The organism is Chitinophaga sp. 9-1-y, from assembly GCF_059511905.2.
This window is the reverse complement of record NZ_CM197955.1, coordinates 5,250,994-5,271,622: the sequence shown is the minus strand read 5'-3', so window position 1 is coordinate 5,271,622 and position 20,629 is coordinate 5,250,994. Positions and strand designations below refer to the sequence as shown.

Annotated in this window: 17 protein-coding genes and 1 tRNA gene; 9 read left to right on the top strand and 9 right to left on the bottom strand. The window is 45.4% G+C overall.

Annotated features, from left to right (window positions below):
• Nucleotide 1: 1 nt before the first annotated feature.
• Entirely contained in the window at nt 2-1,000 is a 999-nt protein-coding gene (locus AC5ZC7_RS20795; RefSeq protein WP_496156970.1) for an MlaD family protein, read from the bottom strand.
• A gap of 128 nt (nt 1,001-1,128) precedes the next feature.
• Complete coding sequence (locus AC5ZC7_RS20790) at nt 1,129-2,361, bottom strand: N-acetylmuramoyl-L-alanine amidase (protein WP_496156971.1); 1,233 nt, start codon at nt 2,359-2,361, stop codon at nt 1,129-1,131.
• Nucleotides 2,362-2,546: 185 nt separating this feature from the next.
• Here AC5ZC7_RS20790 and AC5ZC7_RS20785 point away from each other — a divergent pair, with 185 nt between their 5' ends.
• Nucleotides 2,547-5,321, top strand: coding sequence for a putative LPS assembly protein LptD (locus tag AC5ZC7_RS20785; RefSeq protein WP_511911263.1), 2,775 nt, complete (start codon nt 2,547-2,549; stop codon nt 5,319-5,321).
• Between the two features lie 103 nt (nt 5,322-5,424).
• Here the strand turns inward: AC5ZC7_RS20785 and AC5ZC7_RS20780 are convergent, their stop codons facing one another.
• Nucleotides 5,425-6,171, bottom strand: coding sequence for a 1-acyl-sn-glycerol-3-phosphate acyltransferase (locus tag AC5ZC7_RS20780; RefSeq protein WP_496156973.1), 747 nt, complete (start codon nt 6,169-6,171; stop codon nt 5,425-5,427).
• Between the two features lie 11 nt (nt 6,172-6,182).
• A complete protein-coding gene (gene ung, locus AC5ZC7_RS20775) occupies nt 6,183-6,854 on the bottom strand; it encodes a uracil-DNA glycosylase (RefSeq protein ID WP_496156974.1) in 672 nt (223 codons plus the stop codon).
• Nucleotides 6,855-6,988: 134 nt separating this feature from the next.
• Between ung and AC5ZC7_RS20770 the strand changes: the two genes are divergently transcribed.
• Together AC5ZC7_RS20770 and AC5ZC7_RS20765 are read left to right on the top strand one after the other, a co-directional pair.
• Nucleotides 6,989-7,062, top strand: a tRNA-Arg gene (locus tag AC5ZC7_RS20770).
• Between the two features lie 94 nt (nt 7,063-7,156).
• Nucleotides 7,157-7,753, top strand: coding sequence for a hypothetical protein (locus AC5ZC7_RS20765; protein ID WP_496156975.1), 597 nt, complete (start codon nt 7,157-7,159; stop codon nt 7,751-7,753).
• An 80-nt stretch (nt 7,754-7,833) separates the two neighbouring features.
• Here the strand turns inward: AC5ZC7_RS20765 and AC5ZC7_RS20760 are convergent, their stop codons facing one another.
• On the bottom strand, nt 7,834-8,334 hold the full coding sequence (locus tag AC5ZC7_RS20760) for a DinB family protein (RefSeq protein ID WP_496156976.1): 501 nt from the start codon (nt 8,332-8,334) through the stop codon (nt 7,834-7,836).
• A 137-nt stretch (nt 8,335-8,471) separates the two neighbouring features.
• Here AC5ZC7_RS20760 and AC5ZC7_RS20755 point away from each other — a divergent pair, with 137 nt between their 5' ends.
• From AC5ZC7_RS20755 to AC5ZC7_RS20740, 4 genes are all read left to right on the top strand, one after another.
• Nucleotides 8,472-8,786, top strand: coding sequence for a metalloregulator ArsR/SmtB family transcription factor (locus tag AC5ZC7_RS20755; RefSeq protein ID WP_496156977.1), 315 nt, complete (start codon nt 8,472-8,474; stop codon nt 8,784-8,786).
• Between the two features lie 2 nt (nt 8,787-8,788).
• On the top strand, nt 8,789-9,298 hold the full coding sequence (locus AC5ZC7_RS20750; protein ID WP_496156978.1) for an SRPBCC domain-containing protein: 510 nt from the start codon (nt 8,789-8,791) through the stop codon (nt 9,296-9,298).
• Entirely contained in the window at nt 9,295-9,708 is a 414-nt protein-coding gene (locus AC5ZC7_RS20745; RefSeq protein WP_496156979.1) for an SRPBCC domain-containing protein, read from the top strand. Before AC5ZC7_RS20750 ends, AC5ZC7_RS20745 begins: the two co-directional genes overlap by 4 nt.
• Before the next feature lie 130 nt (nt 9,709-9,838).
• On the top strand, nt 9,839-10,084 hold the full coding sequence (locus AC5ZC7_RS20740; protein ID WP_496156980.1) for a hypothetical protein: 246 nt from the start codon (nt 9,839-9,841) through the stop codon (nt 10,082-10,084).
• 9 nt (nt 10,085-10,093) lie between these two features.
• On the opposite strand, the gene AC5ZC7_RS20735 is transcribed toward AC5ZC7_RS20740, so the two are convergent.
• Nucleotides 10,094-11,170, bottom strand: coding sequence for a hypothetical protein (locus AC5ZC7_RS20735; protein WP_496156981.1), 1,077 nt, complete (start codon nt 11,168-11,170; stop codon nt 10,094-10,096).
• A gap of 317 nt (nt 11,171-11,487) precedes the next feature.
• Between AC5ZC7_RS20735 and proA the strand changes: the two genes are divergently transcribed.
• A complete protein-coding gene (gene proA, locus AC5ZC7_RS20730; RefSeq protein WP_496156982.1) occupies nt 11,488-16,119 on the top strand; it encodes an anti-phage protein ProA in 4,632 nt (1,543 codons plus the stop codon).
• A 155-nt stretch (nt 16,120-16,274) separates the two neighbouring features.
• Entirely contained in the window at nt 16,275-18,668 is a 2,394-nt protein-coding gene (locus AC5ZC7_RS20725) for an ABC transporter permease (protein WP_496156983.1), read from the top strand.
• A gap of 106 nt (nt 18,669-18,774) precedes the next feature.
• Here AC5ZC7_RS20725 and ygiD read toward each other — a convergent pair whose 3' ends face one another.
• From ygiD to AC5ZC7_RS20710, 3 genes are all read right to left on the bottom strand, one after another.
• Nucleotides 18,775-19,641: a 4,5-DOPA-extradiol-dioxygenase gene (gene ygiD, locus AC5ZC7_RS20720; protein ID WP_496156984.1), complete on the bottom strand. Its 867-nt coding sequence runs from the start codon at nt 19,639-19,641 to the stop codon at nt 18,775-18,777.
• Entirely contained in the window at nt 19,634-20,044 is a 411-nt protein-coding gene (locus AC5ZC7_RS20715; RefSeq protein ID WP_496156985.1) for an Rrf2 family transcriptional regulator, read from the bottom strand. The genes ygiD and AC5ZC7_RS20715 overlap by 8 nt, the downstream gene beginning before the upstream one ends.
• A gap of 64 nt (nt 20,045-20,108) precedes the next feature.
• On the bottom strand, nt 20,109-20,531 hold the full coding sequence (locus AC5ZC7_RS20710; protein WP_496156986.1) for a hypothetical protein: 423 nt from the start codon (nt 20,529-20,531) through the stop codon (nt 20,109-20,111).
• Nucleotides 20,532-20,629: the final 98 nt, after the last annotated feature.

Sequence of the window (20,629 nt, the reverse complement as noted above, 5' to 3'; positions counted from 1 at the left end):
ATTATTGTGCCGCTGCTGTATCAGAAGGTAACGGCTTCGTTTTATCTTTTTTGCCAAACAGGGAGAAGTGTACGTAGCGTTTTGGATTGACGCGGAGGTCTTCCAGTAGCTTATTCAGGTTTCCGAGGGAATACTGAAGGTTGTTATACACTTTCTTGTCGTTCAGCAACATGCCGGCCGTGCCATCTGTGGTATTCAGTTTGGCGATGGTGGCGTTCAGGTTAGTGGCAGTTTGTTGTAATTGTTGCAGTGTTTTATCGATATTACCTTTTGCCAGTGCATCTGTTGCTTTCTGGGCGTTGTCGAGGATACCGGTAATTTTTGCGTTGTTATCTTTCAGGTTACCGGTAACCGCTGCCAGGTTGTTGAATGTTTTCTGGATGTTGCCTGAATTAGGATCCAGCATACCATTCAGGGAAGCGGAGGTATGCGTGAAGTTACGCATGGTGGTATTCAGGTTGCGGATAGCGTCCTGGAGATTTCCTTTGGCGGTGGTATCCAGGATAGCATTCACAGACATTAATACAGAATCGATATTGGAGAGGGTACCTTCCAGTTTTTTTACCAGGGGGCTGAGTTGTTCTTTCAGCGCGTCTGTCATGGAGCCGTCTACTGCTGCGTAGATGGTATCGCCGCTTTTCAGATATTCGCTGGCGTTACCCAGGTCCATCTGTACGGTTTTGGTACCCAGCAGATCGCTGCTGATGCGGGCTACAGAGTTGCGTGGGATTTCCACTTTTTTGGTAATCGTGAGGGTCACCAGAATGCGGGAGGCATCGTTATCCATTACTTCGAGGTTAGACACACTACCTACTATTAAGCCATTTACCTGTACAGCATTGGCTGGCTGTAAACCATTTACCTGCTTATATACGGCATAAATGGTTTTGTTATGTGAAAAAAAGCTTTTTCCCTTCAATAAATTAAAGCCCAGCACAAGTAAGGTTATACCCAGCACCGTTAATATACCAACTTTGGTTTCATTAGATAATTTGAGCATGAGATTCGTATACGTTCACGCAAAAATAATCAAAAAGCATGCACGGGGAGTGATCGGGTAAAAATGTTGCTAATAAAAAAGTGGAAACGGGGAAAAGAGGAGGGGTAATTGGGGAGAGGAGGTGGGGGTTAGCAGGAGGTAACAAAAGCGCCTTTGAATCCCAGTTTGCGGGCCTTACGCAGGGCTCCGGAGGCTTGCTGGTCTGTTTTGAAACGCCCCCAGATATATTTGTTCAGTTTTTTTTTATTCATGACTACCTGTTCGCGGTTGATATCACCATGGAGCTTCCTGAAAATGGAAGCTCCTGGTTTATAAAGTTTATCTGTTATCAGCAGTTGTACACAGTAGCTGTCGTTAGACTGGGGGCTGTTGGATTTGCCATTAGCGCCTTTGCCTGCGAGTGCGACGGCATGTGAATTTTTGTTTTTGGAGGAGATACGGGTAGTCGACGGCTGTGCGTTGCGGTTGTTAGTGAACCTGTCGAGTTCATCACGGTAACGCTTAATCGCTTTATAGATACAGTTGGCCAGTTCTGTTTGTCCGTTGCTGGAGTTGAGGTAATCTTCCTCTTCCGGGTTGCTGATAAATCCAAGTTCTACCAGTACGCTAGGCATAGCAGTGGCAGACAGTACCCAGATACCTTTTTCATTTCTTTGTCTTGCTCCGCGGCTGATACGTCCTACACGGGTAAACTCGTCTTCAATGAGGGTAGAGAGACGGAGGCTTTGGTCGAAGTAGGAGTTTCTCAGGGTATTGAGGAGGATGACTGTTTCGGGATCATCGCCCATCAGCTGTTTACTTTCTTCTGAGTTGTCGTCCAGTACGATAACGGAATTCTGTTTAAGGGATTCCATTTTTGCGTTGTTCTTACTGGTAGCCCATATATACGTTTCCGTGCCTTTCGCGTTGCTGGGGTAATAGGCGTATATTGGTTGTTTAGTGGCTATTTTCCTTTTTCCTTTCTTCCGGTAAACGGTTTTATAGTCCACTATTTTACGGATCTTACCCGTTGAGTTACAGTGGATAGACACGAATAGTTCACCTTTGTTGTCGTTGGCGATCTGGGCTTTTACGCGGGGATCGTCAAACCGGTCGGTTTTTCGTGTATACACTACCTTTACATCGGGCATGTTTTCTTCGAGGATTTTACCCAGCTTCAGGGCTACTTCGAGGGTTACCTGTTTTTCGGTAGAGTAGCTACCTTTAGCGCCAGGATCTGTACCGCCGTGGCCGGCATCAATAACAATTGTTCTTATAGGCTTATCCTGTTTAGTAGAAACGGGATTATTTTTGGCCTGAATAAAAAAGGTACAGGTGAATAGTGTTCCCAGTCCTAAAATCCAAAATCGGTTCCAGCGCATGATTCTCATTTTAATGGGTGCTGTTTATCACAAAAAATAAAAAAATAAGTTTATCAGTTAAATTAATCATTGGCTTACTCCATGCGAGTTTGCGTCATTTCCCCACATATCCTTTCTTCAACATTACAAGTTACCATTTGTAATAAATTGTATAATTTCTTGTAGGTTTGTGGCCGCCATAACACATGAACGCTAGCTACAAAAATAATTATAAAAAGTTTTTTCGACATACATACCTGGTTTTTGCCGGTATGTTCATTGCCATTCCCTTTATTATAGATGCAGTTGCAGGCTCCAGGCCACACGTAACTTCGTTTTTTAACAAAAGTTTGGCAGATACCGTTCCGGTGACCAGGAAAGACACTGGTAAAACCAAACCTCCTGCCGTTAAACCCGTTGCTGTGGCGGATACTAACGTGCTGTCGAAAGCAACAGATACCAGCGGAACAGTAACCGTAGATACGCTCTATGTTCCAAAGATATCAAAAGACACGCTGGATGCGCCGGTTACTTATAAAGCCAAGGACTCTATTATCCTGATGGTGCCTGACAAGCGCTTTTATTTATATGGTGCTGCCAACACAAAATACAAAACCATTGATCTTACGGCCGAAAAAATGAATTTCGACCAGGAAACCGGTACACTGGAGGCTACAAATGCCAAAGATACTGCCGGTAAACTGTTTGGTGGTCCGGTGATGAACGACGGCGGCCAGAGCTTTGAATCAGATACCCTCCGGTATAATTTTACTTCCCAGAAGGCAAAGATCTACAATACCCGCTCTCAATACGGAGAAGGTTACATTCATAGTGCTCAAACCAAAAAAGCGGCTGATAATACCATCTTCGGCTTTAAAAACGGTTATACTACCTGTAACCTGGATACCCCGCATTTCAGTTTCCGGGCCCGCAAAATAAAGGTTATCCCTGATAAATTGGTGATTTCCGGTCCGGCAAACCTGGAAATTGAAGGAATTCCTACTCCTTTGTTCATTCCATTTGCCATTTTCCCCATTACACAGGGGCAGCGGTCCGGTATTTTACCGCCGCAGTACGTGGTGAACCAACAGAAGGGGATCGGACTTGAAAATGGAGGATACTATATCGGTTTGGGCGATAACTTCGACCTTACCATGCGGGGGGACGTATATTCTTATGGAAGCTGGAGCCTTACGGGTAGCCCTACCTATCGTAAACGCTATAAGTACAGCGGGGGCCTCAACCTGAGCTTTGCCAATACACGCTTCGGTGATCCGGCGGTGAAGTCGGAGTTCAGTACTTCCAAAGATTTCCGCGTTACCTGGAATCACAGCATGGACAGCAAAGCCCGTCCGGGTGTGAACTTTGGTGCTGCCGTGAATTTTGGTACGTCTTCTTATAACCGGTATAACGTGTATGATTATAATACCCGTGTTAATAATAACATCGGGTCCTCTATCACGTTTTCGAAAACATGGGTTGGAAAGCCTTATAACCTCAGCCTGGGCTTAAACCACTCTCAAAACCTTAGCACCCGCGATGTATCCGTTTCCTTCCCGGACGGAACCTTTACGGTAAATACTATTTATCCTTTCCAGCGCAAAGAAATGATCGGTAGTCCGAAATGGTATGAGAAAATCGGTATTTCCTATAACACGGTATTGCGTAACCAGGCTAATTTCAAAGATTCCCTCTTTGGTAAACAGGCCATGTTTGATGCGATGCAAACAGGTATGCAGCACAATATCCCGATCTCTTTTTCTATCCCGGTATTTAAAACCTTTACGCTGTCGCCAGGTATTAACTATAGCGAGTACTGGTATACCAAGAAGTTCAACCGTACCTGGAATCCCAACAAATTCAATCCGGGATTAAATAACTACGGCGCCATTGATACTTCTTACGAGGCCGGTTTCTTTACGGCCCGTGATGTGAGCACCAGCCTGGCATTGTCTACTGCGGTGTATGGTATGTATGCGTTCAACAAAAATTCCAAGATAAAGGCCATCCGTCACGTAATGCGCCCTACCTTGAGCGCCAGCTTCCGTCCGGACCTGAATCCACATCTCTATAAACCTTTACAATATAATAATGCAGGCGATAAGTCCATGGTATCCGTGTATGACGGAGCTATTATCGGTGTACCTGCTTCGGGGTCATTTGGTGGGTTGAACTTTGGGTTAGATAATAACCTGGAGATGAAAGTGTTTTCTAAAAAGGATACGACGGGTAACCATGAACGGAAAATCAAGCTGCTGGATGGTTTCGGTATTAACGGCAGTTATAACTTGGTGGCCGATTCCTTTAAGCTGTCGACCTTCAGCTTATATGCCCGTACCAACCTGTTCGATAAATTGAACATCTCTGCCAGTGGTAACATCGATCCATACCAGACAGATGCCCGCGGTCACCGTATTGACAAATACATATGGCAACAGGGAAAAATCTCCCTGGGACGTTTAACGAATGCGAGTATTTCCATGAGTACCTCGTTCCAGTCGAAGGATAAAAAGAGCAAGGCAAAAGAACAAACCATAGATTCCATACAGAACGCACAGAGCACAGACGCTGCTTTCGCTGCACAACAGCGGCAGTTGCAAATGGTACGTAACAATCCTGGCGAGTACGTGGATTTTGATATTCCATGGCGTGTGGATCTCTCCTATAGCTTGTCTTATACCAATACCATTATCCCGGATTCCGGTGGTGTGGTAAAACGTATAACACAATATGTAAGCTTTAACGGCGACTTCAGCCTGACGCCTAAATGGAAGATTGGGTTAAACAGTGGTTTTGATTTCACCAATATGCAAATTGCCTATACGAATATGTATATCTCGCGGGATCTGCACTGTTGGCAGATGTCTATTAACCTGATACCGTTTGGTACTTTCCGGCAGTTTAGTATCACTATTAACCCGAAAGCCGGTATCCTGCGGGATCTGCGGATTAACCGATCGAGACAGTTCTACGATTTGTAGGCATAAAGCGGAAAGCATAAAGCAAAAAGCCATAAAAGCGAATGACATAAGCGTATGAGTAATAGATACTCGCTTATGTCATTCGCTTTTATGGCTTTTTGCTTTATGCTTTTGTGTCGTGAGCAGTATAGTAATCCCACATCTGTTTAAATATTTTTTCTTTAAATGCTGGTATATCATCCCTGCTGAGACCCGCTGTGGGTACGGGTGGCAGGAAATGATATTCGATACGATGTGGCCATGCAAAAAACTTCCTGTTGACCGGCAGGATCTTTTTTGTGTGGAATAACAGTGACGGAATCAGTGGTAGTTGTGTATCAATAGCCAGCGCAAAAGCACCGTCATAGAAGGCTTTTAGCGGTTCATCCGTGCGATTGCGGGTACCTTCCGGGTATAGTAAAATGTGTAGACCCATTTGAAGGGCTTCCTTCATATCAATTACACTTTGCTTTCTGCTGGCTTCACTGCTGCGGTCTACCAGGATGCCGCCTATTTTATACAGCACGCTAAAGAGTGGTATTTTGCCCATAGAGGCTTTGGCCAGTGTTTTATTGGCACCGGGAATTTTAGCGGTGGTTACAGGTACATCTATCAGTGAATTATGATTACATACAATTACATAGGTTTGTCCGGGTGCAAAATAGTCCGTGCCTTTTAGTTTTACCGGGCATCCGATGAGAGGCATATATACTTTCATCCATATCCTGCCAATAGCCAGGAAGCCCCTGGATTTCGTTGGATCCGGCCAGAAGGAGATAATCCAGATAGGGATAAATACCACCAGCATGGTGCCTGCAAACAACAGCAACGCCCAAAGGGCGTATATTCTGCCGAAGATACTTTTCAACATAGTGTTTGCTTTTATAGTCTCCAGTCTACCGGTGCTATGCCTGCCTTACCGAGTATTTCATTGGTTCTTGAAAAATGCCTGCATCCAAAAAAACCTTTGTCGGCGCTGAATGGAGAGGGGTGTGCTGCCTGCAGGATATGATGTTTGGTGGCATCAATGAGGTATTGTTTATCCTGTGCAAACCGTCCCCAGAGCAGGAAAACGACATCGGACCGTTTTTCAGAGATGGTTCTGATAACGGCATCTGTAAAATCGCCCCAGCCTATTTTGCTGTGTGAGGCGGGTTCTCCGGCTCTTACTGTCAGAAAGGCGTTTAATAATAACACCCCGTGTTCTGCCCATTTAGTAAGATTGCCGCCGGTAGGGATTTCCAGGCCGAGGTCTGTTTTCATTTCCTTATAAATATTTACCAGGGAGGGTGGTGGTTTCACACCATCCAAAACAGAAAAGCTGAGTCCATGTGCCTGTCCTGCGCCATGATAAGGATCTTGTCCCAGGATCACTACCTTTACCTTGTCTAATGGTGTTTTATCAAAGGCATTGAAGATGAGATTGCCAGCGGGATAAATCACTTTATTCAGGGCTTTTTCATGTTTCAGGAACATGACGATCTGATCAAAATAGGTCTTATTGAATTCGTCTTTCAGCGCTTCCTTCCAGCTACTTTCTATTTGTACATCCATAGTATGCAAAACTATATTTAAAGAAAAAATAAATTAAATTTGATTTATTGAGAGAAAATTACATAAATTTGCACTCCCAAAACGAGATAAATATAACAATTTATTTCACACTGCAAAGGGAAGAAGATATATAAGTCTCGGTAGCTCAGCTGGATAGAGCAACTGCCTTCTAAGCAGTAGGTCATTGGTTCGAATCCAATCCGGGACACAAGAAGAGAGGAAAATTGCGAAAGCGGTTTTCCTCTCTTTCTTTAAGACAGGTGTTCCTTCGAGTATATTTTTAATAGCTTCAATCCTTACCTATGACCGCACTGGCCCTATTATTACAAATCATGGAATATGAAAACAAAGATGGAGATATAGATATAAAAGAATGTTTGCCGAAACAACTCCGGCTTACACAAATTATCAGTCTGGCTCAGGCATTGGGCTATTATGATGTATCAACCTCCATTGTAACAGCCTGGCAGGAACAAGGTGTATTAAACAATATATATCATTCACTTAAACCTAAGCGCGACGCGGCTCCAAGTCCGGTTTTAAAGGAAAAAATACTTTCGTATGTGACTGAATATCATTCCATGTTTAAGGACCGCGCAGTAAGGTGGATGGATATAGAATGGATGTTTAGAGAATTATATGATTACAGAAAAGAAGTGATGCAGTTGCTAGCCACTAAGAATGGAATGATGGAAGGGTTTTCTGGTGGATTGTTTTTTGCCCATCATCTGATCGGTTTTGTAAACGAGACGATTGCCAACAGCCTTGAGGCTATTGACGATACGTTATGGGAATTGGTAGATCCGGCGAAGCGTGTGCTGGAAAAATATCCGGAGAGCTATCCAGATGAAGAAATGGTGGAAAGTGCAGAGTTGCAATGGAGAATTGATAACTATTGAGCAACCATATTACCATCGCTGCTCATGCTATCTTCCGGGGCTTTGAAAGTATGAGCTCCGTAAAAGAGGCCCGTCGTCAATTACCTTGCAGTGTTTACCCAATCTGGTGCATCACCGATCTCTTTTCTTAACATCATATTTAGTTGACCCGTATGATGTTGTACATGGCGCATATTATAGAGAAGTAATTCAGCCACCGGCATTTCCTTGTCTCCATCTATTTCCACCCATTGTTGTGTAAATTCATCTTCCGTCATGTTGATGATAACGTCATGGCATTTTCTTCTACTCGCTTGCAGGTAAGCCAGTATTTCCTCTTTACTATAAATCTTGTCTGGAACAACATCGTCAAGACCATCTTCCGGAATCTCCTCACTGAGTGTGAAGGAAAGTGGTGAGGAAAGATGATCTGCCGGAATATTTAAGTAATAGTCAAGGAACACGGCCACGTGATAGGAGATATAGAAAAACTTTTTCTCCTTATACCACCGCTCTGCAGGATAAGCAGTAATGGCATTGATGAGCATATCAATGCTGCCGCCAAATTGCTTCCATAAGCTTTCCCGGTAATTTACCATCATGATTTTTTTATATTGAAACTACCACTTTTTAATACTTCCAACCCCACATTTCCTGCCCGTCCAATAATTTTTTTTAAGAAAAATTTGTGCAACTGATTAGTTGCACTTATATTTGCAACCAATCAGTTTCGCAAGATATGAGAAGAGATATTTTTCAGGCGATAGCAGATCCAACCCGAAGGGCCATTATCGCGTTAATTGCAGTACACGCCATGACGCCCAACGCCATAGCGGAGCATTTCGATACTACGCGGCAGGCGGTGTCAAAGCACCTGAAAATATTAACGGAATGTGACCTGGTGAAGCAAGAACAACGGGGCCGGGAAATCTATTACCTGCTTGAAATCGAGAAAATGAAAGAAATCGACAAATGGCTGGAGCAATATCGCAAGATATGGGAAAGCCGATACGCACAATTAGATCATCTTTTAGCAACTATTAAAAAGAAATAAATATGAATCCTAATCTGATCTTCGACTTCATTGCAGACAAGCAAAAAAACACACTAACCATCAGACGTGAGTTTTTAGCCGGCCGGCAACTCGTTTGGGACTGCTACACTAAAAGTGAATTGCTGGATCAATGGTTTGCGCCAAAACCTTTAACCACTAAAACAAAAACCATGGACTTCCGCGAAGGCGGACATTGGCACTATGCCATGGTTGAACCCAATGGCACGGAGTACTGGGGTTGGACAGACTACCTGAAGATCAAGCCTGTTGAATATTATACCTCCCTGGATGCTTTCAGCAATGCGGAAGGTGAAATAAATAAAGACCTGCCACGTGCAGAATGGTTGGTTTCCTTTCTTGAAAAAGGAGAGAACGCTATCGTGGAAACCATCGTTACCTATAAATCACTGGCCGACCTGGAACAGGTGATCCAAATGGGCATGGAACAAGGTTTAACAGCTACACTGGAAAAATTAGATGAATTATTAGTTATATTAAACTCCAAGAAATGAGTAACAAAATCACTGTTGTCGCAACCATAAACGCAGACGTCAACAAAGTATGGGATGATTATACCAATCCCGAACACATTACAAAATGGAACTTTGCAGATCCATCCTGGCAATGTCCGTCGGCCTCAAATGATATGCGGGTAGGTGGTAAATATGCAGCAAGAATGGAAGCCAAAGACGGTAGTTTTGGATTCGATTTTGAAGCCACTTACGATGAAATAATTGTAGGTAAAAATTTTACTTATACCATCGCTGATGGCCGGCAGGTAACCGTTACATTCAACGAAGAAGGACAGCAAACCTTTATTAATGTTGAATTTGATGCGGAGTCGGAGAACCCGGTAGAAATGCAGAAAGCCGGTTGGCAGGCCATTTTGAACAACTTCAAAAAGTACGCAGAGGCCGCATAAAGCAGGAAGCGTAAAGCAAAAAGCTATTGGGAAGAATGATTGATATTCGCGTTGATCATCCTTCTCAATAGCTTTTTGCTTTACGCTTTCTGCTAATTTCTATTTATATTTAATCATATACTTAAATACTATGGCAGACTTCATCAAATCCTGCGTACCGCAGTCATATGTTTTCATTAACCTGGAATTTGTAACCGATATAGAAGTAACCGCAGATAGAAAATCTATCCATTTTCATTATTCTAAAGACAGAAGTATTACCTGGCAATATGAAGATGAAAAACAACTGGAAGAAGACCTGAATTTAGTCAAGCACCGCAGCTCTGATAAATATAAAAGCCGTCAAAGTGGCTTTAGAATGGGAACTGATTCCTGAGATGCCTTGTTATTCCTTTCCGGGAATGACTGGAGCAGTGGTAACAGGAATCGGCATATTTTCGGGCTCACTTTCGTATTTAATATAGCCGTTATAGTGATAAGATTTTTCTGATCCTTCACCACAAACAGTATAGAATATACTTCCTGCTGCAACTTTATGGAGGTCAAATCCTTTTGTGTGGGTAGCTACAGGCTGTACTTTTACATACTTGCGCAGGTAACGATCATCAGTAGACTGATTGTTCCGGAAGTAATCCTCATTTTCTGCCGCCTGTTTACTGATGTATTGATTGGAAGCAGGATCGAAAGTATAATGCTGTAAATCTATTCCAGGGAAGAAGCGATAATGTTTGTTTCCATACGCAGTGTCTGTATCCTCCTGTTTGGCTGCATCGTAATCCTGCTTCATAGAAAGTACCCGCTGCCATTCTTCTTCCTCAACAGGCGTATTTTTACCATAGCCTTCCTTGCCGCCATAGTTAGATAGTACCATTCTGTCGCCGTCTGCTGTTTTCAGCACCATGCCGCTGAAGTCTTCATACTTCCGTTTCGGCTCATTGTGTACAAATACGAAATCATTGCAGCCTTTATCTGCCTGGTAAGTCCAGAAATTGTCGGGTGCTGCCTTGCCTTCAGGGCCTTCGGGAAGCAATGTGGCAAGTGTAAAAGTGTGTGGTGCCTTTGTGGCTTCATATACAAACGGGGGATCAAAGCAATTGGGAGCTTCATTAAAAACCTGCTGGGGAATGCTGTTATCAAATTTCACGAAGTTCCGGCCTTCCTGGAAGCCTACGAAATTGATACGCACACTATCGCCATAGTTGGGGTGTGCATGGGCATACACTTCAAAGAGCGCAGGTTTTTCAGGTGTGAAAAGGAGGTAGTCTTTTTCAAAAAGGTAGGTGCCAAATACGATGGTGGCATATCCGTACATTAGAAATTGACCATCCTCAAACAGGCAGATGCCTGAATTACCGCCGTACTTACCGGCATATTGTTTATACCGTGCATCTTTATGGTTGTTTTGCGCGAACGTGTTCATAGAAAAGAAGAATAGCGTATACAGTAAGAAATATTTTTTCATTTCAGCCAGGAAGTTATGGTCTGCCGAAAATAACGAAAATAGCGACCCCACGTTTGGCTATTCATTATTCGCACAGATTGGGGGCATATTCGACAGGCCTGATCATATTGGCAGTAACTAAAAGGATCCGGGTAATGGCCCTGATCTTTTTTTATTTTTTTTCGGGAGATGGTGCTGCCAGTGTGTTTCCGTTTGGCAAATTGTTATCGGATGGCTACTCATCAGATAAATAATCCCTTTTTCTGCTTTTATATACTTCTTCTCCCCGTTCACCGTTTATTAAAATTATATTTGTAGCCTTTATTATTATTGTTTTTATGATCGCATCCATATTAACCAGGCTTGAGTCTTCCCGCAAGGAATTACTGGATTTAGGTCTCAGGAACCCATTGTTGAATTATAAGTTGCCCGCAGGCAAAGGTTTACATATTGTAGAAGAACAATCCGCTGCTATCTATGAGATATTGGTGCGGGAAAATAAAACCATGTCTTTTCTTGGCCGGCCCGATAAAAAACAGGACGAAGAGGTAGTGGAATATAATGAGCCGGTGTCTAAAGAAGCGTATACGGATACCCGTTTGCAGACGAATGAAACACAGGTAAATCTGCATGCAAAATTATTGAATACCTACTATGCCGCCCGTATGAGCATGGAGGAACAAGGGGTTAATATCCTTTATATTTCACTGGGCATGTTGCAATGGTATGAGGAGGCCAGTAGTGAGGAAGCCCGACAGGCGCCATTGATCATGGTGCCGGTGTTGCTGGACAGGTCCAGTGCGCGGGAGCGTTTCCGCATAAAATATTCACTGGAAGAAGTGGGCGCCAACATTTCGCTGCAGGCAAAAATGAAGGCAGATTTTAACATCCACATTCCCGATTTACCGGAGGCAGAAGATTTCGACGTGAATGCTTACCTGGCTGCGGTGGCGGAAGCAGTGGAAATAATGCCAACGTGGAAAGTAATGCCAGACACCATAGAACTGGGCTTTTTCTCCTTTGGGAAATTTATGATTTACAACGACCTGGATGCCTCTAAATGGCAACAGGAAGATGATATACTGACACACCCGATTATTCAAAGCCTGTTTGGCGGTGGCTTTTCGGACGACAGACCTCCCATCCCCGAAGAAGCGTTTATTGACCGGGATACACCGGCACATGAACTGTTCCAGGTAGTAGACGCTGATAGTTCCCAGATTATGGCGATGCTGGCGGTGCAGGAAGGACGTAACCTGGTGATCCAGGGGCCTCCGGGTACGGGGAAATCCCAGACCATTACCAACATCATTGCCGATGCTATTGGTCGGGGTAAAAAAGTATTGTTTGTGGCGGAAAAGATGGCCGCACTGGAAGTGGTAAAACGCCGGCTGGATACCATCCAGCTGGGTGAAGCCTGCCTGGAATTACACAGCCATAAAGCGAATAAAAAAGAACTGCACCAGGAACTCCGGAGGGTGCTGGAACTGGGGCGCCCATCTATCCAGAAGTTACAGGAAGAAGTACTACTGTTAGATAGCTGTAAGAAAGAACTGAACGACTATTGCCTCGCCATTAATGGCGCCATCGATAAAAGCGGTTTGACTGCCCACCAGGTGATTGGCTACCTGTTACGGTTAAACGAAGAAACAGCGGGGATTACCTTACCCGCTATTCCTTTGCAGCAAATCGGGCAATGGGATGCGGTGAGCATCAACAAAGCCACTGCCATGGCTGCCCGTATACAAGCCTGCTTGCAGGAAATAGGCGTGCCCTCGGCACTCACTTTCCGCGGCAGTGAATTGACGGTATTGCTGCCTCATGAACAGGTGGCGTTGCAGGCATTATTAACCACCGCATTGGATGGCTTGACAGCCCTGCAGCAATCGGTCGTGGCGATCGCTGGAAAAATTGGTATCCCATCTCCCCCCGATATTCCGGCTACCAACGCCCTGATCAGCATATGTGCGTTACTGGCAGAACAACCTGACCTGCAGGATATAGACATCGCCAGCAATACATGGCTGCTGCATCAGCAGGATATTGCCGAATGGCTGGCAGCAGGGGTAGCCGCCACCACCATACAACAGCAATACGAGGATATTTTTATCCCGGAAGCCTGGGAACAAAATGTGATGGAAATACGCCAGGATCTCCTGGCCCACGGCACCAAGTGGTATAAATTCCTCATCGGCGCTTATAAAAGAAGCAACCGGCAATTGGCGGCTTTGTGCAAGCATGGTCTGCCCGATGACAATGAAGAAAAATTACAGTATGTAGATGCCATCATGGAATTCCGGCGCCAGGATGTGCTGCTGAAAGAACATGCTGCATTGGCTAAAACACTCTTTGGCAGCCGCTGGCAGAAATCGCAGACAAACTGGGAGGCCCTGCAAACCGCTACCGCCTATATCACGGATATGCATAAACGTGTGGCGGGCGGTAGTTGTCCTGCTGCAGTGGTGGCCTATTTACAACAAACCCGTGACGCTGCCGGCGCTTTGGCAGATAAAGAACAATTGGGGCGCCAGTTGCAGGAGCATCAGCAACAAAGCCTGGCTGTCTTACAAAAACTGGAAATGACTGGTGGACACTATCCATCGCTGTTTACAGAAAAGCAGGCCACGCTGCAAACCTGGATAGATAAATTGCCGGAAATACATCACCTCATTTCCTGGAATAATATAACGGATACGGCTAAACAGGAAAACCTGGAATGCCTGATCACCCCGGTGCAGGATTGGCCTGGCGCCCATCAGTTCTTAAAAACAGCGTTGTTGAAAACCTGGTATGAATACCTGGTAGAAACAGCCGTGAAACAGCAACCATCTTTACGCAAATTTGAACGTGGTGGTCATGAAGAAATGGTGCAGCAGTTCCGTCGCCTGGATGTATTGAATTTGCAATACAACCGTGCCCGTGCAGCCTTACAGCATTGGGAACAAATGCCCCGCGCAGATGCCGGCGGACAGGTTAATATGCTCCGTACCGAATTTAATAAGAAAGCGCGGCATATGCCTATCCGCAAACTCATGCAGGAAGCAGGTTTGGCTATACAAGCCATTAAGCCGGTATTTATGATGAGCCCTTTGTCGATCGCTAACTTTTTGCCACCAGCTGTATTGGAATTTGACCTGGTTATTTTTGATGAAGCCAGCCAGGTGAAGCCGGTAGAGGCGTTGGGCGCTATATTGCGTGGTAAGCAATTGGTGGTAGTAGGCGATAATAAGCAATTGCCGCCGACCAGTTTCTTCGACTCGCTGACAAAAGAAGTAGATGATGAAGAAAATATTACGGCAGATATGCAGAGCATCCTGGGACTCTGTGATGCGCAAGGTGCGCCGCAACGTATGCTGCGCTGGCATTACAGGAGCCGGCATGAATCATTGATTACATTGTCTAATCATGAGTTTTATGAAAATAAACTGGTGATATTCCCGAGTCCGGGTTCTAAAGAACAAAAAGGGCTTGTGTTTCATCATCTGAAAGATACGGCGTACGATCGTGGTAAAACCCGCACCAATCCTAAGGAAGCGGAGATTGTGGCAGATGCGGTGATGGATCATGCCCGTAAAAACCCCGGACTGAGTTTGGGAGTGGTAGCATTTAGTACTTCTCAGCGACAAGCCATCAGCGACGCGCTGGAGTTGCGTCGTCGTAAATCGCCGGAGCTGGAATCCTTCTTCAGCGGGCATGCCGATGAACCGTTTTTTGTGAAGAACCTGGAAAACGTACAGGGTGATGAAAGAGATGTGATCTTTATTTCTATCGGTTACGGACGTACGGAGGAAGGATATGTAGCCATGTCTTTCGGACCATTGAATAACGAAGGCGGGGAAAGAAGGCTTAATGTATTGATTACCCGCGCCAAGAGCCGTTGTGAAGTGTTTACCAATATCACGGCTGATGATATTGATGTAAGCAAAACGAAGAGTTATGGTATACAGGCGTTGAAAAATTTCCTCTATTTCGCGCAGCATGGCAAGCTATATATGACTGCGGAAACGGGTTTGCCGGCCGACAGTCCCTTTGAGGAAAATGTAGCGGCCCGGTTGGAGGCGTTGGGATATATTGTGCGTAAACAGATTGGGTCTAAAGGATTTTATATTGATCTCGCTATTGTAGACGCGGACAATCCAGGTCGTTATTTGATCGGTATTGAATGCGATGGCGCTGCTTATCATTCTGCCCGCTCTGCCCGCGACCGGGACCGTTTGCGTCAGCAGGTGCTGGAAGCGATGGGCTGGAAGATATACAGGGTGTGGAGTACCGATTGGTTCCGCAATCCGGAGCGGGAGCTGAACCGGTTGGTAGCAGCCATTGAAAAAGCCAAAACGGCAGCGGCTATCGATGACCAGGTGGCGGCAGATGCGATGAAGGAAGCTGCACCGGTAATAACACGGGAAGCAGTGGAGACTACAGAAGCTTCGATACCTGTGTATGAAACGGCGGTGTTGCCGGAAGAAATCCGGGAGCAGGAATTTCATCTTTCTCCCATGGTACAGTTATGCAATTGGATAGAGCAGGTGGTGGTGGTAGAAAGCCCGGTGCATTTTGATGAACTGGCCAGGCGTATGGTGGAAGCTGCGGGTATTACCAGGGTAGGACCACGTATCCGGGAAATATTGCGCCATGCTGTGCGACATTCTGATGCCAGCAAAAGAATCAAAATAAAAGGACAATTCCTTTGGAATACCGCGTTGCCTACACCTGTAGTCCGCAACCGCAGCCAGTTGCCGGCGAGCGCACGTAAAATCAGCTATATTGCTGCGGAAGAAATCGGCGTGGCACTGGAGAAGGTAGTGAAAGACGCAGTAGCCATTCAGCGCGAAGATGCGGTTCCTTTTATTGCCAAAATGTTTGGTTATAGCCGGGTAACGGAAGAAATGAAAGAAGAAATTCTGAAAGCCATTGATATCAGTGTGGAAAATAACTGTGTACAGCGCGAGGGGGAATTGCTGAAACCATAATATCGCACAGGCGCTGTATCGAAACCGGACAAATGTAAACGAATTTACATTCGTTTGCTGCTGGTATTGATAGCCCCATCGCCATGGCATGTTTTTTCTTTCCGTGTATGGGGAAGAGAAATTTGTGAGGAAGATGTAACATTAAAATTACCACGATGTTTCGTAATCATCTCCTGATTGCCTGGCGCAATTTGCTCCGATATAAATATTATTCGCTGATCAACATCGCGGGATTGGCAATAGGTTTGGCAGCCTGCTGGTTGTTGCTGTTGTATGTACAACAGGAAACCAGTTATGACAACTTTTACCCGCATGCCAACCGTATTTACCGCGCTGTTAACCGGGCCAGCTGGGCTGGTGGTAACCTGAACCTGGCTACTACTTCTGCTCCTTTTGCAGCCGTATTAAAAAAGGATTATCCGGAGATAGAACAGATTACGCGGGTAGATGCCGATGGTGGCGCCATGCTGAAGTATGGTGAAAAGAAACTGGAAGTAGGGAATATGGTTTTTGTAGACAGCACTTTCTTCCAGGTATTTGAATTCCCTTTTGTAGCAGGTGATGCAATCAGTGCTTTATCGCAGCCCAATTCACTGGTGTTGACCCGTAGCCTGGCGGAGAAGCTGCTAGGTACATCTGACGCCGTAGGAAGAACCGTGTTAACAGAAGATAGTACCGTTTATGCAGTAACGGCGGTGATGGAAGATGTACCTGCTAACTCACATTTCAATTTCAGTGCGTTGCGGTTATTACCAAAGGATTATAATGCAGACGGCTGGCAGAATTTCGACGTATATACTTACCTGTTATTACAAAAGGATGCTGATGCCAAAGCCTTGGAAAATAAACTGCCCTTGTTTTTTGAGCGGTACCTGAAACCGCGCATGGGAGAGGTAACCTATAAAATGGACTTGCAACCCGTGCATGATATTCACCTGCATTCTAACCTGGACTATGAAATGTCTCCTAATGGGAATATCAGTTACATCTATATATTTCTTTGTATTGGGCTGCTTACGTTGCTGATTGCCTGTATCAACTATATGAACCTTGCCACTGCCCGTGCCAGTGCACGTGTAAAGGAAGTAGGGGTACGTAAAAGTATGGGTTCCGGGAGAGATGATATTGCCCGGATGTTCCTGATAGAATCCATGCTGCTCACCTTTTTTGCTGCTATGGTGGCTGTTGGGCTGGTAGCGTTGCTGTTGCCCTGGTTTAACGCTTTCACTGGTTTGCAGGTTACACTCTGGCAGTTCGGGATAGTAAAAACTTTATCTATACTGGCATTGATGGCCGCATTAACCGGTTTGCTGGCGGGTATTTACCCGGCGATATTTATGTCGGGTTTCAGGGTGATTCAGTCGCTGAAGGGCAGGCTGGGAGGTAGCAGCCATGCAGGTTTCCGCAGGGGCCTGGTGACCTTCCAGTTTATTATCGCCATTGCTTTAACGGCCAGTACAATGGTGGCGTATGATCAGTTACAATATGTGATGCAGAAGAACCTGGGATTCAATAAAGAGCAGGTATTGTCTTTTCACCTGGCAGACCGGCAGTTGCGTAACAGGATTCCTGCTGTGAAGGAACAATTACTCCGTAACCCGCTGATACAGCAGGTAGCAGCCGCCAGCAATCCCATTGGCGGCAATAATATCGGTGGGCATGGATTTTTCTTTGAGCAGGCGGATGGCAACATTTCCGAAAGCTCTTTGATTGCCAGGAATTATACGATAGATGCGGACTACCTGAAAACGTTAGGTATCAAGATGGCGCAGGGGCGTAATTTTTCCGACACTGGTCTGTCTGATCAATACCATTCGGTACTCGTTAATGAAACCCTGGTGAAAACGTTGAACTGGAATCAGGCCATCGGTAAGCGGGTGCAATTTAAAATTGATGCCGCCGGTACCCGTGTAGAGCGTGTAGTGGTGGGCGTTATGAAAGATTTTCATATTTATTCCCTACAGCATAAGATTGCGCCGTTAGTGCTGGAATTGCCGCCTAATCCCGGTTTCCAGGATAATATGTATGTGAAGGTGAGTAACACCAATGTGCCCGCAGCAGTAGCCTATATTGAAAAGGTATTTCATTCTTTTGATCCCGTACATAATTTCAACTATAGTTTCATTGATCAGAATTTTGCGAAACAATATGCGGGCGAGCAGAAACAGGAAGTTATTTTTATGTTGTTTGCAGCGCTGGCCTTATTTATTGCCTGCCTGGGACTCTTTGGCCTGGCGGCTTTCACGGCCGTGCAGCGTACCAGGGAAATAGGGGTGCGTAAAACACTGGGAGCTTCTGCAATCAGTATTGTAAAAATGTTATCGAAAGATTTCCTCTGGTTGTTGTTAATCGCCGCGGCGATTGCCTTCCCGGTTACCTGGTGGATGATGGATCGTTGGCTCAATCATTTTGCCTATCACACCGGTATTAGTATCTGGATATTTGTGTTCACGGGTGGGACGATTGTGGTCCTGGCCCTGGCCACCGTGAGTTTTCACGCCTTGAAAGCGGCGTTGGCAAATCCGGTGAAGAGTTTGAGATCGGAGTAGGCGTGTTGAGAATTACGAATTACGGATTTGTGAGAAGACCATAGCGAATAACCTTCGCGTTCACTGTCTTCTCACAAATCCGTAATTCGTAATTCGTAATTCTTTTTTATGCTGTCCGGAAGCAACGCATACTGATACTTCCATTTTGTATTTCTTCGTAAGTAAATTGTATCTCCTCATTTTTATTGACCAGGCCGAGGGTATATATCATTGGGAGATAGTGATCGTTGGTAGGAATAGAAAGTTGCGCTTCTTTCCCCAGGGTATGGTAATTTACCAGGTCGGTAAATGCGCCCTGTTCCAGTTTTTGTTTTACGGTGGCGTCAAACGATACGGCCCAGTCGAATGGTTGGGCGTTATCGCTGAAGCTGATTTGCCGCAGGTTATGTACGATGTTACCGCTACCCATAATGAGTACGCCTTTGTTCCGGAGGGCCTTTAGTTCTGCGGCCAGTTTATAATGATATTCCGGTGGCTGGTGGTAGTCGATGCTGAGTTGGAACACCGGTATATCGGCCATTGGATACATGTGTTTTAATACGGTCCAGGAGCCATGATCCAGGCCCCAGTGGTCATCTTCTATTACCTGGGTAGAAGTGATCAGTTGTTTGGTCGCTTTGGCAAATGCCGGTGCGCCGGGTGCGGGATATTGTACCGCGTATAATTCGGGTGGAAAGCCGCCAAAGTCGTGGATGGTTTCCGGTTGTGGGGCTACCAGCACATGGGTGCCTTTGGTGAGCCAGTGGGCGGAAATAACGAGGATGGCGCTGGGTTTTTGTGGCAAATCCTGCCCCATTTTCCCCAGTGCCCGGGTAAAAGCGTTGTCGGCGATGCCATTCATTGGGTTCCCGTGGCCAATGAACATAACGGGCATCTCTTGGGTGCTTTTAAAATCGCTGGTGATGTTCCTGAGATCGTTGAGTTGCATGCTATTCCTCCTGGCAGCAATGCCTTTAATGATAAAATTATCCAAATTGGCCTAAGAAGTCGGCCAGACTTGTGTTTTCTAGTTTGTGCAGCAGTGCTCCTTCAATTTCCACGTAGAGGTGGTCGAGGTGTTGTTTGATTTGTTTGCCTACGAGGCAGTCCGGGTTAGGCTCATTTTTACTGTTTCCCAGCAGGGACGCCTGTTGTACGGCATGGTATACTTCGGAGAGCTGAATTTTTTCCGCTGGTTTGGCCAGGGTGGCGCCGCCGTTTTTACCTTCTTTACTTTCTATCAGGCCGTGGTTGCGCAGGTTGCTGATTTCCTTGCGTACCAGTACGGGATTGATATTAATACTGCCGGCGATGTAGTCAGACGACAACAATTCCCCTTTCGCGCTGGCCAGCAGCGTGAGTATATGCATTGAGATGGGAAACCTTCCGTTGTTCATTCTGTAATCGTCTTTATTACAGTACAAAAGTACGATAATCGTAGCAAATGGAAAAATTTAAGCGTTAGCCGCGGTGGGTATAGAAATAAATGACGCTGGCAATGATGAGTACCAATACGATGAGCACTATCACGCAGCCGTTTTTATTAGGTTTTTTAACGGCGCTGGTGAGGCCGCGGGCGGCCAGAAGGCTGTCTACGGTATCTTTGGCGTGTTGCATCGATATTTTGGTGCCTGGTAGTTTGTTCATTTCGGTGAAATAGTACATCACCCCATGGAGTTTGCCCTTGCTGATGCAGAGCTGCATGGTTTTTTCTTCCATATCACGTTTGACGGTTCGGCTTTTCTGGGCACTGGTGTCATCTGTTTCGGAAATGACGCGATGGCATTGCTGGCAAACCAACATTACGTTAAAAGGATCTTTTTCCGGAATAGTGCGTATAATTTTGGTGCTTCCGCACCATGGACATGCTGTTTCAGTGCTCATTAATAGTGGAACTTTTATAATACTGCCGTATAAGGTAGTAAAAAAAGCAGAAAGCAGAAAGGGGAAAGCAAAAAGCTATTAAAGCGAGTGATCAGAGC

Coding starts and splice junctions, on each gene's coding strand:
- AC5ZC7_RS20715 (WP_496156985.1), bottom strand. CDS start 20,044: ATGAACAACGGAAGGTTTCCCATCTCAATGCATATACTCACGCTGCTG.
- AC5ZC7_RS20735 (WP_496156981.1), bottom strand. CDS start 11,170: ATGAAAAAATATTTCTTACTGTATACGCTATTCTTCTTTTCTATGAAC.
- AC5ZC7_RS20780 (WP_496156973.1), bottom strand. CDS start 6,171: ATGTTGAAAAGTATCTTCGGCAGAATATACGCCCTTTGGGCGTTGCTG.
- AC5ZC7_RS20755 (WP_496156977.1), top strand. CDS start 8,472: ATGAGAAGAGATATTTTTCAGGCGATAGCAGATCCAACCCGAAGGGCC.
- AC5ZC7_RS20760 (WP_496156976.1), bottom strand. CDS start 8,334: ATGATGGTAAATTACCGGGAAAGCTTATGGAAGCAATTTGGCGGCAGC.
- AC5ZC7_RS20790 (WP_496156971.1), bottom strand. CDS start 2,361: ATGCGCTGGAACCGATTTTGGATTTTAGGACTGGGAACACTATTCACC.
- proA (WP_496156982.1), top strand. CDS start 11,488: ATGATCGCATCCATATTAACCAGGCTTGAGTCTTCCCGCAAGGAATTA.
- AC5ZC7_RS20710 (WP_496156986.1), bottom strand. CDS start 20,531: ATGAGCACTGAAACAGCATGTCCATGGTGCGGAAGCACCAAAATTATA.
- AC5ZC7_RS20745 (WP_496156979.1), top strand. CDS start 9,295: ATGAGTAACAAAATCACTGTTGTCGCAACCATAAACGCAGACGTCAAC.
- ung (WP_496156974.1), bottom strand. CDS start 6,854: ATGGATGTACAAATAGAAAGTAGCTGGAAGGAAGCGCTGAAAGACGAA.
- AC5ZC7_RS20750 (WP_496156978.1), top strand. CDS start 8,789: ATGAATCCTAATCTGATCTTCGACTTCATTGCAGACAAGCAAAAAAAC.
- AC5ZC7_RS20725 (WP_496156983.1), top strand. CDS start 16,275: ATGTTTCGTAATCATCTCCTGATTGCCTGGCGCAATTTGCTCCGATAT.
- AC5ZC7_RS20795 (WP_496156970.1), bottom strand. CDS start 1,000: ATGCTCAAATTATCTAATGAAACCAAAGTTGGTATATTAACGGTGCTG.
- AC5ZC7_RS20765 (WP_496156975.1), top strand. CDS start 7,157: ATGACCGCACTGGCCCTATTATTACAAATCATGGAATATGAAAACAAA.
- AC5ZC7_RS20785 (WP_511911263.1), top strand. CDS start 2,547: ATGAACGCTAGCTACAAAAATAATTATAAAAAGTTTTTTCGACATACA.
- AC5ZC7_RS20740 (WP_496156980.1), top strand. CDS start 9,839: ATGGCAGACTTCATCAAATCCTGCGTACCGCAGTCATATGTTTTCATT.